Genomic DNA, 16,554 nt, shown 5'->3' with positions numbered 1-16,554 from the left:
TTATTGGATTCTTCGGTGAATCCAAACCTGATTGGAGCTGCCCTTTCCTCCGGTGAAGGGCTTCTCAACGGAGGTGTGGTTCCGGTAATCTGCTCTCCTCCTGCGGGCGAATGTTAGCCGGAGCTGGGGGTTAGGCGGCTCGCTCTGCTCCGGGGAGCAAGGCCTCGTCGGAGCTGACGGCCCATGATGAACACCAGCTCCGGCAAAGCCAGCCCTTATCGGAGGAGCGAGATTTTGCCCCCATCACCGGCAGCCTCCCGTTTCCTTAACCAATTTGTTCATTATCACAAAAATCTATTGCATTCTTGTGTGGCATATGAGAATATAGTACATGTAATCGATTTTATATCAATTACAGGAGCCCTTGTGGTTCCAGCTTCTGTTTAATCCCCCCAAGGTTAAATAGACAAAGCTCAGCTTCGGCTGAGTTTTTTTTGCGTTTTGGGGTCAATATCGCACAAATATAAGGGAAACTTATCTATTCTCTAGAGGTAAGTTGTGCTATGATAGTTCCATTACGTTTAACAACATAGGAGTGAATACACAATGGTATTACCGAATTTTGAGGAAAATCTGCAAAAATACGCCAAATTGTTGGTTTCGAAAGGGATCAATGTGCAAAAAGGCCACACGATCGTCATCAACATCGACGTCGAGCAGGCACCTTTCGCGCGTCTGTTGACGAAGGAAGCCTACGCGCTGGGCGCCGAGGAAGTCATCGTCAAGTGGACCGACGATATCGTCACCCGCGAAACGTATCTGCACACGTCCGAGGAGAGAATGACGGATATCCCGCAATACAAAGTGGATGAAAGTCTCGACATGATCGAAAAGAAAGCGAGCCGCCTTTCTGTCCGCTCGGCCGATCCGGATGCGCTGAACGGCGTCGACGGCAAGAAATTGGCTGCCGTGCAAAAGGCAAACAATGTCGCCTTCGATGCGCAACGCATCGCGACCCAAGCCAACAAAGTCAGCTGGACCGTAGCTGCCGCAGCCGGCGCGAAATGGGCGGCGAAAGTCTTCCCTGATCTGGCTACCGAAGAGGAACAAGTCGACGCCTTGTGGAACGAAATCTTCAAGACTTGCCGCGTCTATGAAGCCGATCCTGTGGCTGCCTGGGATGCGCATGAAGCGCGCTTGCTGTCGAAGGCCGATGTACTAAACGCGGAGCAATTCGACACATTGCATTATACAGCCTCTAACGGCACCGATCTGATCGTTGGCATGCCGGAGAACCACATCTGGGAGAGCGCCGGCAGCGTGAACGCGCAGAACGAAAAGTTCATCGCCAACATGCCGACCGAGGAAGTCTTCTCCGCGCCTGATTTCCGCCGCATCGACGGTATCGTGAAATCGACGAAACCGCTGAGTTACGCCGGCAACATCATCGACGGGATGACGTTCCGCTTCGAGAACGGCCAAGTGACCGAAGTGACAGCTGAAAAAGGCGAAGAAACGATCCGCCGACTGGTCGAAGAAAACGACGGCGGACGCAGCCTCGGCGAAGTCGCCTTGGTTCCGGATCCGTCTCCGATCTCCCAATCCGGCATCGTCTTCTTCAACACGCTGTTCGACGAAAATGCCTCCAACCACTTGGCGCTGGGCTCCGCTTATGCATCCAGCATCAAAGGCGGCACCGAAATGACCCAAGAACAGCTGGCTGCAGCAGGCCTGAACCGCTCGACTACGCACGTGGACTTCATGATTGGCTCCGCTGATATGAATATTGATGGGATCCGCAAGGACGGATCTGTTATGCCAATCTTCCGCAATGGGGATTGGGCGTTTTAAGAGTTATAGTTTGATTGGTTGGCCTCCTGGGGACGGGAGGCTTTTTGTGTTTGTGGGGGGCTTTCGCCGGAGCTGATGCTTGCGAGGGGGCGTCAGCTCCGACGAGGATGCGCTCACCGATGAAGAGCGTGCCACAAATCTGCCAGCTCCGGCCAACATTCCTTCACAGGAGGAATGATATTACCGGAAACCGCTACTCCGGCGAGCGAACCTTTCGCCGGAGGTAATGGCGCCTCACCCTGTCCTACGGTTAAGCCCCTGCTTGCCGGAGCTGGTGCACTTGAGCGTTCGGCAGCTCCGATAAGGACCTGCTCACCGTTGAAGAGCGTGCCGCATCGCTGCCAGCTCCGGCCAACATTCCTTCATAGGAGGAAATGCATTACCGGCAACCGCAACTCCGGTGAGCGGATCTTTCGCCGGAGGTAAGCAGCAGCTCCTATAAAGCTTGCCTTCGCCGGAGCTAGCGGCTGGATAGGTGCGGCAGCTCCGATAAGGATCCGCTCACCGAAGAAGAGCGTGCTGTAAATCTCCTAGCTCCGGCTAACATTCGCTTGCAGGAGGAAAACTATTACCGGGAACCGCAACTCCGGTGAGAGCCCCGTTCACCGGAGGAAAGCATCAGCTCCGATAAGGATTGGCTTCGCCGGAGCTGATGTCCGTATGCGTGCGTCTGCTCCGATAAGGATCCGTTCACCGAAGAAGAGCGTGCCGTAAATCTCCCAGCTCCGGCCAACATTCCTTCACAGGAGAAGGACTATTACCGGAAACCGCAACTCCGGCGAGAGCCCCGTTCCCCGGAGGAAAGCACCAGCTCCTATAAAGCTTGCCTTCGCCGAAGCTGGCGGCTGGATAGGTGCGGCAGTTCCGATAAGAATCCGCTCACCGAAGAAGAGCGTGCCACAAATCTGCCTGCTCCGGCCAACATTCCTTCACAGGAGGAAACCTATTGCCGGGAACCGCAACTCCGGTGAGAGCCCCGTTCACCGGAGGTAACGGCGCCGTTTTCTCATTATTAAGAATTCGTAACGGTACGGTACTTTTCTTTAGTTCTGTTTTTCGATAAGCTATAATGTGGGTAGAGAGTCAGACAAGTCTTCACGAAAGCAGGGTGTTTATCGTGGTCGATCGAAAAAAACGGATGGAACAGTTCGAGGAGGTTTCACAGGCGGTGGAACCAGAAAAACCGTCCAGCCTGAGTTGGTTGTATATTTTCGGTGCAGTGCTATTGATTTTTGGCCTCACTTTGGTCTTCCAGCAAATGAGCGGCACGGCGGATGGCGAAGTGCGGCCGGTCGACATCGAGAGTCTGCAGGCGGAAATCGCTGAGCTTAGGGGCACGGTCTCCGATTTGGAAGCGCGCATCGAGGTATTGGAAAATGAATGAGATCAGAGTGTGATGATTCCCGGGTAAAAATCGAGCACTGAGAGGACTAACACTAAATCGACGCTTTTTTTCCGTGTATGATAGTCAGCTTAGGCACAGATTTCTGGGAGTCAGAACACGTTTTAGAGGGCAGCTGCTTGGCTGCCCTTTTTGTGCTTTTCGCATTTCAGTGACTCGCGGGAATTTTTTTCGGATGGGTATGGAAATTGCACGCAATAAGTGATACAATGAATAGTGTTCTGTTGGTCCTATAGCTCAGCGGATAGAGCACTCGTTTCCTAAACGAGGTGTCGGAAGTTCAATTCTTCTTAGGGCCGTAAAAACATAATGAAAAGGAGGTGCCTCAAATCGAGGCGCCTCCTTTTTTATCGTTTATCGATAGCGCGCGTATTTGTCGACTGAATAGATACCGAAAATGATAAAACACCTGACAGATTGCTCTTCTGTCGGGTGTCAGCCCAGGACGGTGACTCAGTTACCCGAGAGTCCGACAGGCTGTCGACTAATCTGATACCGAAAAGCACAAAACACCAGACAGGTCGCCCTTCTGTCGGGCGTCAGCTCAGGACGGTATCCCAGATACCCGAGACTTCATGCAGCTGTCGACTAACCTGATACCGGAAACCACATAACACCTGACAGTTCGCTCTTCTGTCGGGCATCTGCACAGGACGGTATCTCTTTTACCCGAGAGTCCGACAGGCTGTCGGCTGAATCGTTACCGAAAAACACAAAACACCAGACAGTTCTCTCTTCTGTCGGGCGCCCGCCCAGGACGGTATCCACAACACCCGAGAGTCCGCCAGTCTATCTGCTCAACAGATGCCGGAAACCACAAAAAAAACACGGCTATCCATTTGACTTGGATAGTCGTATTTTATGTGCTTTATTAACGAAAGATGCAGCCTATATTTGAATTGCTAAGAATTGACAGCCTATTCCTGCTGCAAAATTTCTAGCTGTAGCGGACCTTCGCACCCCTTATTCAGATAATGCGAAAGCTCCTTTCCTAAATCATCTATTAATTTCCTATCTTCGATAGCATTTAATATAGAGTATGCCTTCTCAATGTGCTCGGAGCCTTCATCCATTTTCCCAGTTTTTTGTAGGATGATTCCTTTTCTGGCATATGCAATCGCTAGCTGACTATATTTTTGATGTTTCTTGCATAAAGGAATCACTTTTTCCAGGTACGAAAGAGCTTCAGGATATTTTTGCTCATCAATCAATAGGACAGCTAAATTGACCTCTATATTGATTAATAGAATATCGGCTTCCTTCAGATTATTGTAAGGGATTAATTGTTTGGTTGCTCTTTCACCGATATGCACCGCCACATCGACAGGAAAAATGAACAAAATAGTGTTTATCAATCGGATATCCAATAAATACCATCTATCAAATTTCTCCAACCGCTCCCAAATTTTTTTTGCAAAGGATTGTGCCTCCTCAACATTTTGAGTTGTATTTAAAATGATTAAACTTTCGCATGCATAGAAAATATCTTTCAACAAATAATCTTCCTCTTCTTTTAGGAAAGCAACTATCTCATCTTTAAACAATCTCAAATCATCCAGATGATTATAATTCAACGCGAAAAACTCATTTATTATCTTTTCTTTTGTAGTTAAATTTTTTGTATTCAGAATGTAGCGGAACTCATCCACTGAAACATTCAGTTTCTCCAGGATGGCTAACCATTTTCGAAAAGAAGGTTCCATTTCACTTCTCTCAATTTTTGAGTACGCTGATTGCCCCATAATGCCTTCTGCGACATAATGTTGAGAATACCCCCTATCAATCCTGATTTCTTTAAGAACATCTCCGAAGTCTTTTTTCATTTTCTGGCTTCACCTTCTCGTTTTTATAGTATTATACGACTAATTAGGAAAAAATGCATTTTTCTTCTTTATAATGTAGTTAATAAGAAAAATATTATCCAGAAAAGAGGTTGCTGTCATGAAAAAGTTTATTGTTTTGTCCATAGCCCTAGGCGTTCTGGTCACTAATAGTTTTATTTTAAAGGATATAGCTACTGATGCCAACTCATCCAACAAGGATGTTCAGCAAGAACAAATCGCAAAAGCACCAGCAAAATATTCCCCTTATATTATTTGGTTTATAGGATAAGGATTATTTGTAACTCCACACTTCCCAAAAAAAAAACAGGCCAGGACTTTTGGGTCCTAACCTGCAGTTTGTCTCCTGACAAAGCTATAATTGATAAATCAAAAAACAGTCTGGGGCCGGATTCGGACTCCGGTCCCAGACTTTTCGCAGTTGTTTTGTTCCTTCAGCGTCTTTTCCGTCCAACCCATCAGCCTGAACCTAAAATGTAGCGAAGAATTCATATTCGTTCATTATAGCGAAGCGAAGTTATGTATTGCGATCAAATGATTAAAATCAGATGGGGTAATGCGGGGAGGATTTCAGCTACGGGATAGGCAGAAAAGAAACTTCAGACTGCTCCATTAGTGATTCATTGATATAAACCTACCTCCAGCGATTGCTTAAAATGTGTTCTACAATTGGCTGTGCACTATTGCCATTTAAACAAAAGTTGTTTACCTTAGTAAGAGCTCTCTTACTAAGATTAGTATAGCACCACTGCGTAATCTTTTCTATCTGTTTTTTAATGTCCAAAAAACAAGAAAATGCCAGCCAATATTGAACGATATGAAATTACAAGTGCCTCTAAACCTTGTCAATTCAATAAAATACAATTAGTTTGTCTGAATTACTTACTTTTACACCCTGGGAACACCGTCCATTATATTAACCAATCAACCGAAAATTATACAACATAATTATACTAAAGGGTCAGAAAATACAAAATTGTTTTTCGCTGAGTGGCCCGCTTTGTATAGTCATGTTGAATTTTTTTGAGGGAATATTCAGAAACTTGACACAAGATCACTCCAAAAGATGAGCCCCTTGAAATGCTCGAACTATAGTTCCTTGATGAATGACTTCCGTAAAATAAAACCAGCCGCAGCGACTCCCGTAATGCAATCGGGTGCCGCTGCGGCTGGTTTTTGTTGATTAAAGGATTGTGTCGCCTTCGCCGTAGGAGCTGCGGCCGGCTTCGATGATGCCTTGGTTGCTGTCGCCGTTGTAGATGGAGTTCTTAACCAACACATAATCGCATTTGCGGATCGCTGTGATATCTTTTCCACCTGCGTAGGAGATGGATGACTGCAGGTCTTCGCGCATTTCGTTCAAAGTATCGGCGATCGTGCCGCGGTAAGGCGTCAGGATCTTCTTGCCTTCAACGTTTTTGCGTTGGCCTTTTTGGTATTCGGAAGCACTGCCGAAGTACTCTTTGTACAAGCGGCCGTTGATTTCCTTCGTTTCGCCCGGTGACTCATCGTGTCCGGCCAATAACGAGCCGACCATGACCATTGTCGCACCGAAACGGATCGATTTGGCGATGTCTCCGTTTGTGCGGACCCCGCCGTCAGCGATGATCGGTTTGCTTGCTGCTTTCGAGCACCAGCTTACCGCTGCCAGCTGCCAGCCGCCTGTACCGAAACCGGTTTTGATTTTGGTCGTGCATACTTTACCAGGTCCGATTCCCACTTTTGTAGCATCGGCTCCGGCGTTTTCCAATTCACGGACGCCTTCAGGAGTGCCCACATTACCGGCAATCAGGAATGTTTCCGGCATCACTGCTTTGACGTGTTTGATCATACGGATGACTTCATCGGAATGACCATGCGCCACGTCGATTGTTGTATATTCAGGAACGGCTTTTTTAGCCGCCAATTCATTTACGAAATCGAATTCTGCTTCTTTGATCCCCAAACTGATGGAAGCAAACAAACCTTTTTCATGCATACGTTGGATGAACGGCAAACGGCTCGCCTCATCAAAACGGTGCATGATGTAGAAATAACCTTCCCGTGCTAACTTTTCAGCAAGTTCTTCGTCCAGGATCGTCTGCATATTCGCAGGCACCACCGGCAATTTGAACGTGCGGCCACCTAGTACGACAGTTGTGTCGCATTCAGAACGGCTTTGAACAACACTCTTGTTCGGAATTAATTGTACGTCTTCATAGTCAAAAATTTTCATTTCTATTTCCCTCTTTCTGTTAGTGCACTTTTCCTTGCGGGAATCGCTTTACACAGACACGGACGTGAAGGCAAAAAATGTCTTCTATCGTAAAGTCCCAATAGTAAGTTACACTACTCCCCCACGTTTGTCAAAGATTAATTGGTGATGAAACGTTCGGATTTCTTATCCGCGTCACGAAAATCCGAGGAATGCCGCATCCCAGCAAAGTTCCGTGCATCCCCATCACCGATAAAAGGACAACAGTTCCTGGAGCGGCCCGCGATCACGGAAATCCTTCAGATGGACAACATGGAACGGATGCGCCACAGCAAAACCACGGATTGGAATCTCCTTCAGCGTCCCCTCCTCCAGTTCCTTTTCGACCGAGATGCGATAGAGGAAGGCGATACCGCGGTTATCCGCCACCAACTGCTTGATCGGGCCGATACCGCCGACGACGGTCGTCCGCCCGAAACTGCTGAGGTTCGCCCCCTCTTTCAGGAGGGCATTTTCCAGAATCCGCCGCGAACCGGAGCCTTCCTCGCGGACAAACAGGTGCTCGCTGAACAACGCCGCCAAATCCTGTTCGCTGCGCCACAACGGGCTGACAGCCGCACAGACCCCGATGAACGGCTCATCGGACAGCTTTTCGAAGCCGAGTTGGCTCTGGTTGAAGTCGCCTTCGATGAGCGCGAAATCGATTTTCCCCTTCTGGATCAAGCCGGTAAGCGTGGCCGTATTGTCGACGATCATCGATAAATGATGGCGCGGATGCTGCTCCAAGTAGCTCCCGATCAGTCCCGGCATGACGTACTCGCCGATCGTCAGTGTCGCCCCGAAAGACAGCGTCGGCGCATCGTCCTGCTGCAGCAGATGTGTGCGGATCCTCTCCACATCGCGGTTCAGCAGCGATAGTTGTTCCTCCAGATAGCGCCCCTTTTCGGTGACCAGCAGCTGCTTGCCCTCATAGCGGAACAGCTGGACGCCCAACTCCTCCTGCAGATGCTGGATATGCTGGGTGACGGCCGGCTGGGTAATGTTCAATTTTTGGGCGGTTTTCGTGTAGCTGCCCTCCTCGATCAGCGTGAGGAACGTTTTGTAGCGATAATCCAGCATGTATGGCGCCTCCATTATTTTTACTTATACCTGCATAATAAATCATTATTTTTATTTATGCAAAAAGTCGAGTAAAATGGATACCTGTAAAGCAACATTTAAGGAGGTTATTAGCACTCATGAAAATAAACGCACTCAAAAAAGAACTGGATGGGATTCTGCCCGGCCTCGCTGCCAGCATCATCATCTCTTTGATCAGTCAATTTCTCGCCCGCTTCCTGCCGACACTCGGCGCCGCGCTCATCGCCATCCTTTTGGGGATGCTGCTGGGCAACACGCTCCTGAACCGGCCGGAACTGGGCCAAGGAACCAAATTTTCTGAAAAAAGGCTGCTAGAATACGCCATCGTGTTGAACGGGCTGATTTTGGATTTCCAAGTACTGAAGTCGGCCGGGGTCAAGGGCTTCGGCTTCATCATGTTGCAGATGGGGCTGACCATTTTCGTCACCTATCATTTGGGGAAAATCTTTGGCTTCGGCAAACGCTTCGCGCTGCTGATGGGCGCCGGCAACGCGGTCTGCGGTTCCTCTGCCATCGGCACCGTTTCGCCGATCGTCCAAGCCGACAACAAGGACAAAGGCATCTCGATCACGATCGTCAACCTGACCGGTACCGCGTTGATGATCCTACTGCCGATTCTGGGCGCAGTTTTTTATGGCAGCGACACGCTGCGGACCTCCGCCCTGATCGGCGGCACCGTCCAATCCGTCGGCCAAGTCGTCGCTGCCGCCAAACTCGTCAATGACGAAGTCGTCACCCTGGCGACCGTCTTCAAACTCATGCGCGTATTGCTGATCATCGGGGTCGCCGTATTGTACGGGCGCATGAACATGAATGAAGGAGAATCTTTGTTCACGCGCAAAAAGCGCGCGGGGATTACGGCAGGCGAAGCGGCTGACGGAGCGGGAGCGTCAGCTAGTCCGGCCGCCGTCTCCTACGGCGTGCCTTGGTTCCTGACCGGATTCGTCGTCTTCTTCCTGATCCGCAGCTTCATCGGCGTCCCAGATAGAGTCCTGATCGCCTCCAAAGCCATCAGCACCCAATTCGAAGTCGCTGCCCTCGCTGCAATCGGCATGCGCGTCAAATTCGCCGACATCATCAAAGAAGGCCCCAAAGCCATGCTCTACGGGTTGACCGTCGGCGCGGTGCAGGTTTTGATGGCTGTTGCTCTGATTCGGGTGTTTTTCGGATAATACATCAAAAAGCATCGGTTCCTGTGGGAGCCGATGCTTTTTTCTTTGCAGTTGGGCGTTTGTCGGGTGTTTTGTGCTTTTCGGTATCCAACCAACCGAAAAACGAACAATTTACCAACCAAAAAAGTTAATGTTCTGGTATATAAAGTTTTTTCGCTGTTTGGGCGATTTTATGAACGTGTTTTTAGATTTTTGAACAGGTTATAGAATGGACCGATAAGCTAGGCTAACACTGCTTGTCCTGTTAATATGGATTTGTCAGCTGATGGTTTGCTTCAAATATTTGCTTAGCAGGAATTCGAAAATCAGTAAAATGGATCCATAAAACAGATGGGGTTCATGAGGATTTTTGGAGAATTGAATATCGTCATTGGTTGCTATAGCCAATCGGGAATACTCCGCAATAGCCGAATTAGCATTGCCGACGAAACTCAACACCTCAACCCCATTTTCATTTGCTTGCTTCACCAGTTCTTTCAATCGGGACGTTTCGCCCGATTCTGTTACTACAATAATCAGCGTCTCTTTTGCATACTCCCTTTGGATCAATTCCAAATGAGAATTGGCTATGCTCCGAAAGCCGTTGATGATGAGAGACTCGTTTATATAATTTCCGATGATCTGAGAAAAACCTGAGCCTAAAATCATGATCGTTTTGTCTTGATAATCGTTCATTATCTTCTCAAAATCCTCGTAGTAGTGTTCTGCTGATTTTTTATAAAACAATGTTTTCGTCGTTTCAGATAAAGCCAGTTCCTTGTCCATGACCTCATTCTCTTTGATTTTGAAAACCAACTCGCTGTATCCGGAAAAATTCATTTTTTTAGCTAAGTTGATGATGGTTGCCGGCGAAGTATAACAGTGTTTCGCGACACCCCGGATCCCTAAAGCTTTGATGTCCTTAGCATGGGTTTCGATAAATAAGAGAATGTTTTTTTCCGTTTCATTTAAGTTATATTTATTTGACAAATTTTCAATATTCATGCTGGTCACCTCTTTAAAACCTATCATATCACAAGAAAAGAAATGGAGACGATACCTATGAAAGAAAAGTATATTGCCGATCCGTGGGCCAGAACAACCACGCGAAATAATTTGAACGGGGACGAAGTCATTTCAAGCCTGCAAAAATGCATCCGTCGCGGGATGACGAAAGAAGCTTGCGAATTTGCATATGAAATGTACATTACGTCGCCTCAATTCGAAGAAAAGCTTTGGCGCAGACTGTTGGCCATCTCGGTTGAAGACATTGGCATGGGAAATCCTAATGCGGCAGTAATGGTGAACAATTTTAACCAGATGCGCAAGGAATTCGCCTACAACGAATCCGATCGGGCAATGTTTTTCTTTCACGCAATCCGTGTTCTGACTGAATCCGAAAAAGATCGCTCAACCGATTTGCTGAAAAATATTGTCATCAAAAGCTTTGCTATGGGATATGTTCCGGAGGTACCGGACTTCGCTTTGGATAAGCATACGACGCGCGGTATGGAAATGGGTCGCGATTCATTCCATTTCCTGCACGAAGCCAGTAAAGTCATTCCTCAAATGGAAGTGAGCAATACTTATAAAGAAGAATACGAAGCCATTTTGAAAGAGTATGACCCTAATAAAACCGTTCCGAACGCATTCGTATTCAATAGCTGGCAAATATAGAATCATAAGGAGATGTTGTAATGAACAAAAAGGATTCCTTTTTAGAAAAACTGGACCGCATGCTGAGTCCGATAGGCACAAAAATAGGTAATCAAATTCATTTAAAAGCCATTTCCTCCGGTATGATGTTCGGGCTCCCCTTCATCGTTGTAGGATCGCTTTTCTTAATCTTCGCCAATCCACCCATCAACATGGATCTGTATGACCCCGAAACGGCAAATATCTTCGTGCGCTTTTTGGCCGCGTGGAAAAACTTCGCCTCTGCAAACTATGAGCTGCTGACTGCTCCTTACAATATGACAATGGGTATTTTTGGTCTGATCTGTGCTTTCGGGATCTCCTATTCCTTGGCTCGCGAGTACAAGTTGGATGCTGCCATGAACGGTATGATCTCGTTGGCGATCTTTATGCTTGTGGTCGCAAGCAGCGTCGATGGACAGATTTCAACTGAGTTTCTTGGCACAAACGGATTATTCGTAGCCATCATCATCGGATTGATCGTCGTGGAAGTATCCCGTCTGGTGGAAGTCCGCAACTGGAAGATTTCCATGCCGGACACGGTTCCCCCGGCTGTCACAGCGTTCGTCAATTCCATGCTGCCTTTATTTTTGAACATCATTCTGATTTACGGATTAAATGTACTTATTATCGCCTTGACCGGCAGCACTTTCCCGCAATTCGTCATGTTGTTGCTGACTCCCGCATTGAATTTTTCCGGAAACTTATGGGGATTCATCGCAATCGTCACATTCGGTAATTTCTTATGGCTTTTCGGAATCAACGGAACTTCCATCATTTTCCCGATCGTGTTTTCAATCGGAATCACAAATACCGGCATCAACAGTGAGTTGGTTGCCAGCGGTCAAGAAGCAACAGTTGCCATGAACCTGCAGATGTTCAGAATCTCTGTTTTGGGTGGTGCCGGCGGAACATTGGGCTTGATCATCTTGATGCTGCGGAGCAAGTTGGTCCATCTGAAGACGTTAAGCAAGATTTCAATCATCCCCGGTATCTGTGGTATCAATGAACCCGTGATTTTCGGTTTGCCGATTGTTTTTAATCCAATCTTGGCCATTCCGTTCCTGCTGACACCGATCATCAATCTTGTTTTGACTTATTATGCACAAGCAGCAGGCATCATTTCGATGGGCTATATCATCGATCCGTCCTTTACGCCCTTCTTTGCGCAAGCTTATTTAGCCACTATGGACTTCAGAAACGTTCTCTTCTATTTCGGGCTGGTCGTTCTGAGCATCTTCATCTACTACCCGTTCTTCAAAGTCTACGAGAACAGCCTGAGTCGCCAAAGCGCTATGGAAAATCAGTAATCGTAAAAACTTATCGCTGAATGAACAGAACCCAGGCAGCTGCCTCTTCCATCACGGGAGAGGCGGCTGCCTGGGATTTTTGCTTTCGATGGGCGATAGCCTGAGAGACAACCAATCTCTCAGGTAAATCAGATACTGTCCTGGGCTAACGCCCGACAGAAAAGCTTACTCTCGGCTATTCAGTATTCTCCGCTCTTCGTTCAGGCGACACATCGCACAGGCGTCGGCTATTCGGTATTCTCCGCTCTTCGTTCAGGCGACACATCGCACAGGCGTCGGCTATTCAGTATTCTCCGATTTCCGACACTGGCGACCGACCCATCCATATCAAGAAGTTTCTTCGGTGTGTTTAGCAATTTTTATCTATAGCTACTCAGCATTGATTCTATTTTCTGCTATTGTGTAAACCTCTTTTTTGTCACGTTTGCCGATTGCAACTATCTGGATAACCTCGATTTTGCCATTGGCCTCCCGAAATACAATTCGAAGCCCCATTTTTTTGTTCTTCAGCTTCCCGCACCCGCTAAGTGAACCGTGCAATGCTTGTCCTGCCTGCATGCCAGATTCTTTAATCCTTGCAATAGCTTTGTCCACGAAAATCTTCTGACTTCCATCTAGAGAATCGTAATCCTGTTTTGATAACGCCGTCCACTCTATCTTATGCACAAACTACTCCCACCCGTCATTCTCATCTATGGTAAGAAACTGATCGGCATTGGCGCCACGGACTTCTTCATCCGAATATAATTTTAAATCTTTGATAGCTAAACGCTTCTCTACCTCTAAATCCAATACGCGCTCATGTAATGCTTCGATTTCGTTTGTCAAAGATTCGTACTGTTCCTGCGTCAGCATAACGCCAGCAACATCTCCACGATTAAAAACGTAGACAGGCGTGTTTTCTTCCTTAGCTTTTTTAAATACGATGGTTGGGGATTTTTTCACTTCAGATATGGAAGTGGTCGGGACGTCAAGAATTTTAAAGTCCATTTCTATCATCTCCTTAGTTTATCCCCAGTATACACCATTTAAAAATCCTTTAAAAGTCTTTTTATGGTATCTTTAATATATAAAAAATGGTTATTGCTTTAAAGTAATGAATGTTTATCACGCTGCGCGAACAGCCGGCTGGAGCCGGCATTGGTCCTTCGGTATCTCCCGCCCTACGTTCAGTCGACATATCGCGTGGGCGTTGACTGTTCGGTATTCTTCACTCCTCGTTCAGTCAACACAACGCGCGGGCGTCGGCTGTTCTGTGTTCTCCGCCCTTCGTTCAGTCGACACATCGCATGGGCGTCGACTCTTCGGTATCCTTCCGCTTCTCGTTCAGTCGACACATCGCACGGGCGTCGACTGTTCTGCATTCGTCGCTCCTCGTTCAGTCAACATACCGCGTGGGCATAGGCTGTTTATTCAACGGGATGTAATATCTGCCACTCTCACTTCCAGCAGCCTGATATTCTCGCTTCAAAACCTTATACACGCGATTTGTATCTTCTGTTCCACACCAATCTGCCAAACGCTTTGTTGTCAGCTTTTCATCTGGAAAAAGGATTTGGAAGTCTGAAATACTGTTGCTGATAGCTTTTTGAATCATCATTTTCTTGCCGCAACTTTCACACACATGGGAGCGTCTGCAGAAATTTTGCACGAGCAGCTCGCATTTTGGGCAATTAATGCCTTTATTCATTTTCTCATACTCATATTTTACCAACTTACTTGGATACTCAGGATCATGACATTCAACAAGTGCTTGCGCCAACTTTTCCAATTCCGGATTTGTTACGGGTTTCATATTTTGCAGTTCACGGAAATGCTCCGAAATCTGCCCAGGAAGAATGCTGTCACCCTCGCATGGGGCTCCCCAGATAGAAAATTCCGGATTTACGTATATAATGAATGCTTCAATTTCCATCGAATATCCCATGCTCTTCAGGAGTTTCCGCAGTCTTACTTTTGTTTTCGTTAATTGCAGGGAAGGATTTTCCAAAGTAGTTCCCGATTGCTTCGTAAATTCTTCCAGCCCCCAGTGATGTACCCCACCGTAATTTTTGATTTCATATAACACTATTTTACCTTCACAAATTAGCAACGCGTCTATCTGTAAGGAAGAGCGTCTAATTTCCAACTGTAAATCATTCAGAACAATACATTTTGCCCCCAGTTTTTCTGTCAATCCGTCAAATCGGCACTCACCCTCATATCCCTTTTTCAAATTGAGATAGTAGTAAAAATCTTCTTTATCCAATCTCATACGACTAGCTAAAATTTCATAAATGCGTAAATGCATAGATTTCGTGCGTTCCTTAAATGCCAATACATCCGCCTCCAATATTTATTTTCAAAGGTAGTACCTGAATTATTCATAGGTTTTCAGAAAACACCTTGAAATGTTGTTCTATCAACGTATTCTTTATTTCACTTTCACACCCAAAAGGTGTGAAAAAAGAACCCCTATCTGTTATGGTTAATGTACTACCAACAACCATAGAAAGGGGTTCTCTCAATGGCAACTTTACACGAAAACACTCTAAAATTCAATCAAAAAATGACGGTTACAAATACTGGAGGTAATCTCTCCACGGATGCTGGTCTCATTTTGGTTAAAGAATTCCTTCATTCAATCGGATTCGAACAGTTGATGGAGAAAGAGCTTCATTTTCAAGACTCCCGTCTCTCACCTACACATTCGAATGAAACCATCCTTGAACAACTGATTTTCCAATTAATTGCAGGCTATGATACCGATGCATCTGCCAACATCTTACGTCATGATCCTTTCTTCCAGCAGATGCTTGAAAAAAGTACATTGGCTTCACAACCTTCGCTTTCGCGTTTTTGGGATCGCATTAGTGAGAGTCCCGATGCGCTTTTGCAGCTACAAGCGCTCAATCAAGCGATTCTGGATAAGGTACGCATACAACGTAATGCAACAGAACTGGTTTTTGATTTGGATTCCACATATAGTGACACCTACGGCGATCAAGAAGAAACGGCCTTTAACACACATTATCAAACAACCGGTTATCATCCGCTCGTTGCCTTTGATGGTCTGACCAAGGACTTTCTGAAGGCGGAACTGCGTTCCGGAAACACATACTGCTCAACCGGGGCAGCCGATTTTTTGAATCCGCTTCTTGAACACTATAATCAGACCGTTCCAGTCAGCACCATTCTTGTCCGCGCAGATAGTGGCTTTGCAGCGCCGGAACTGTATGACCTCTGTGAAGAAAAAGAGCATCAGTACGTCATTCGGCTCAAACGGAATGCCCGCTTGCATAAGTTCGCGGAACAGTTTGTTCAAGTTGGGGATGAGACCGAATGGAGTCAGAAGGAAGAGCATTTCTACTCCATTCGCTACCAAGCCGGCACTTGGAAGCATGATCGTAGAGTTTGCATTCGTTCTGTCAGGGAAGCAAATGAACTGATTTTCCACCATGAATTCATTATCACCAATCTATCCGATGTTGTCTCGACTGAACAAGTCTACCAAACGTATTGGAAGAGAGGTACGATGGAGAATTTCATCAAGGAAGCCAAGAATGGCTTCTTCTTCGACAAGACGGACAGTTCTCATTTCTTGGAGAATGCCGTCCGCATGATGGTCAGCGTCCTTTCCTATAACATCAACAATTTTATACGCACACTAGCTTTCCCGGAAAAGGCCAAAGGCCTACAGATACAAAGTATTCGTCTTCGGTTTTTCAAGATCGCTGGGAAACTGATCCACAGCGGAAGACGCATGATGCTAAAACTCAGCACCCATCATGTCTACCAAGATGAATTTTTTCATATCCTACGGCAAATTCAATCCTTGTCTTGGTGAGGAGACCCCGCAAATTTAAAAAAAACGTTCGAACAAAGGAATTAGTATGCCCAAAAACACAATAACAATCGCATTCCGTGCTTCTTTTCGTCTCTAAGAGACGTTTTGAAAGGGAAAAAATAACAGCTCTACCAAAAATCCAATATTGCAGATGAAATAGAGTTGTTCATATCAAGATTTGGGGTGGTATGAATAATTCAGGTA

General features: G+C 46.6%; 14 protein-coding genes and 1 tRNA gene. 8 read left to right on the top strand and 7 right to left on the bottom strand.

The window, feature by feature from the left end; genetic code table 11:
* The first annotated feature begins 546 nt into the window (after positions 1-546).
* The 3 genes from BM184_RS13345 (at position 547) to BM184_RS13335 (ending at position 3,492) form a co-directional block, all read left to right on the top strand.
* Positions 547-1,791, top strand: a complete 1,245-nt coding sequence (locus BM184_RS13345) for an aminopeptidase (RefSeq protein WP_086943910.1) — start codon at positions 547-549, stop codon at positions 1,789-1,791.
* A gap of 1,168 nt (positions 1,792-2,959) precedes the next feature.
* A complete protein-coding gene (locus BM184_RS13340; RefSeq protein WP_143091143.1) occupies positions 2,960-3,175 on the top strand; it encodes a hypothetical protein in 216 nt (71 codons plus the stop codon).
* A gap of 244 nt (positions 3,176-3,419) precedes the next feature.
* Positions 3,420-3,492: transfer RNA gene (locus tag BM184_RS13335), tRNA-Arg, on the top strand.
* A gap of 618 nt (positions 3,493-4,110) precedes the next feature.
* Here the strand turns inward: BM184_RS13335 and BM184_RS13330 are convergent.
* Positions 4,111-5,016: a helix-turn-helix domain-containing protein gene (locus BM184_RS13330; RefSeq protein ID WP_086943908.1), complete on the bottom strand. Its 906-nt coding sequence runs from the start codon at positions 5,014-5,016 to the stop codon at positions 4,111-4,113.
* 118 nt (positions 5,017-5,134) lie between these two features.
* Between BM184_RS13330 and BM184_RS15330 the strand changes: the two genes are divergently transcribed.
* On the top strand, positions 5,135-5,305 hold the full coding sequence (locus BM184_RS15330; RefSeq protein ID WP_177208671.1) for a hypothetical protein: 171 nt from the start codon (positions 5,135-5,137) through the stop codon (positions 5,303-5,305).
* Positions 5,306-6,217: 912 nt separating this feature from the next.
* On the opposite strand, the gene BM184_RS13325 is transcribed toward BM184_RS15330, so the two are convergent.
* Positions 6,218-7,249 carry a GMP reductase gene (locus BM184_RS13325; protein WP_086629976.1) on the bottom strand — a complete coding sequence of 344 codons (1,032 nt, stop codon included), beginning with the start codon at positions 7,247-7,249 and terminating at the stop codon, positions 6,218-6,220.
* Positions 7,250-7,474: 225 nt separating this feature from the next.
* Positions 7,475-8,347, bottom strand: coding sequence for a LysR family transcriptional regulator (locus BM184_RS13320; RefSeq protein ID WP_086943907.1), 873 nt, complete (start codon positions 8,345-8,347; stop codon positions 7,475-7,477).
* A 119-nt stretch (positions 8,348-8,466) separates the two neighbouring features.
* Here BM184_RS13320 and BM184_RS13315 point away from each other — a divergent pair, with 119 nt between their 5' ends.
* A complete protein-coding gene (locus tag BM184_RS13315; RefSeq protein ID WP_086943906.1) occupies positions 8,467-9,540 on the top strand; it encodes a YeiH family protein in 1,074 nt (357 codons plus the stop codon).
* 258 nt (positions 9,541-9,798) lie between these two features.
* Here the strand turns inward: BM184_RS13315 and BM184_RS13310 are convergent, their stop codons facing one another.
* Positions 9,799-10,524: a MurR/RpiR family transcriptional regulator gene (locus BM184_RS13310; RefSeq protein WP_177208670.1), complete on the bottom strand. Its 726-nt coding sequence runs from the start codon at positions 10,522-10,524 to the stop codon at positions 9,799-9,801.
* A gap of 57 nt (positions 10,525-10,581) precedes the next feature.
* On the opposite strand from BM184_RS13310, the gene BM184_RS13305 reads away from it, so the two are divergent.
* Positions 10,582-11,196 (top strand): AAA family ATPase, encoded by a 615-nt coding sequence (locus BM184_RS13305; protein ID WP_086943904.1) that lies wholly within the window; start codon positions 10,582-10,584, stop codon positions 11,194-11,196.
* Positions 11,197-11,216: 20 nt separating this feature from the next.
* Entirely contained in the window at positions 11,217-12,524 is a 1,308-nt protein-coding gene (locus BM184_RS13300; RefSeq protein WP_086943903.1) for a PTS sugar transporter subunit IIC, read from the top strand.
* Between the two features lie 369 nt (positions 12,525-12,893).
* Here BM184_RS13300 and BM184_RS13295 read toward each other — a convergent pair whose 3' ends face one another.
* The 3 genes from BM184_RS13295 to BM184_RS13285 all read right to left on the bottom strand — a co-directional run bounded on the left by BM184_RS13295 (position 12,894) and on the right by BM184_RS13285 (position 14,841).
* Positions 12,894-13,190: a type II toxin-antitoxin system RelE family toxin gene (locus tag BM184_RS13295; protein WP_086943902.1), complete on the bottom strand. Its 297-nt coding sequence runs from the start codon at positions 13,188-13,190 to the stop codon at positions 12,894-12,896.
* 3 nt (positions 13,191-13,193) lie between these two features.
* Entirely contained in the window at positions 13,194-13,514 is a 321-nt protein-coding gene (locus BM184_RS15740; RefSeq protein ID WP_086943901.1) for a type II toxin-antitoxin system Phd/YefM family antitoxin, read from the bottom strand.
* 388 nt (positions 13,515-13,902) lie between these two features.
* Entirely contained in the window at positions 13,903-14,841 is a 939-nt protein-coding gene (locus BM184_RS13285) for a nuclease-related domain-containing protein (RefSeq protein WP_086943900.1), read from the bottom strand.
* 189 nt (positions 14,842-15,030) lie between these two features.
* On the opposite strand from BM184_RS13285, the gene BM184_RS13280 reads away from it, so the two are divergent.
* On the top strand, positions 15,031-16,350 hold the full coding sequence (locus tag BM184_RS13280) for an IS1380 family transposase (RefSeq protein ID WP_093365099.1): 1,320 nt from the start codon (positions 15,031-15,033) through the stop codon (positions 16,348-16,350).
* Positions 16,351-16,554 lie beyond the last annotated feature (204 nt).

This window comes from Trichococcus pasteurii (genome assembly GCF_900112935.1).
Lineage (GTDB): Bacteria > Bacillota > Bacilli > Lactobacillales > Aerococcaceae > Trichococcus > Trichococcus pasteurii.
This window is presented reverse-complemented; position numbering and strand designations above follow the sequence as displayed.

Coding starts and splice junctions, on each gene's coding strand:
- BM184_RS13330 (WP_086943908.1), bottom strand. CDS start 5,016: ATGAAAAAAGACTTCGGAGATGTTCTTAAAGAAATCAGGATTGATAGG.
- BM184_RS15330 (WP_177208671.1), top strand. CDS start 5,135: ATGAAAAAGTTTATTGTTTTGTCCATAGCCCTAGGCGTTCTGGTCACT.
- BM184_RS13310 (WP_177208670.1), bottom strand. CDS start 10,524: ATGAATATTGAAAATTTGTCAAATAAATATAACTTAAATGAAACGGAA.
- BM184_RS13305 (WP_086943904.1), top strand. CDS start 10,582: ATGAAAGAAAAGTATATTGCCGATCCGTGGGCCAGAACAACCACGCGA.
- BM184_RS13345 (WP_086943910.1), top strand. CDS start 547: ATGGTATTACCGAATTTTGAGGAAAATCTGCAAAAATACGCCAAATTG.
- BM184_RS15740 (WP_086943901.1), bottom strand. CDS start 13,514: ATGGACTTTAAAATTCTTGACGTCCCGACCACTTCCATATCTGAAGTG.
- BM184_RS13280 (WP_093365099.1), top strand. CDS start 15,031: ATGGCAACTTTACACGAAAACACTCTAAAATTCAATCAAAAAATGACG.
- BM184_RS13320 (WP_086943907.1), bottom strand. CDS start 8,347: ATGCTGGATTATCGCTACAAAACGTTCCTCACGCTGATCGAGGAGGGC.
- BM184_RS13315 (WP_086943906.1), top strand. CDS start 8,467: ATGAAAATAAACGCACTCAAAAAAGAACTGGATGGGATTCTGCCCGGC.
- BM184_RS13325 (WP_086629976.1), bottom strand. CDS start 7,249: ATGAAAATTTTTGACTATGAAGACGTACAATTAATTCCGAACAAGAGT.
- BM184_RS13300 (WP_086943903.1), top strand. CDS start 11,217: ATGAACAAAAAGGATTCCTTTTTAGAAAAACTGGACCGCATGCTGAGT.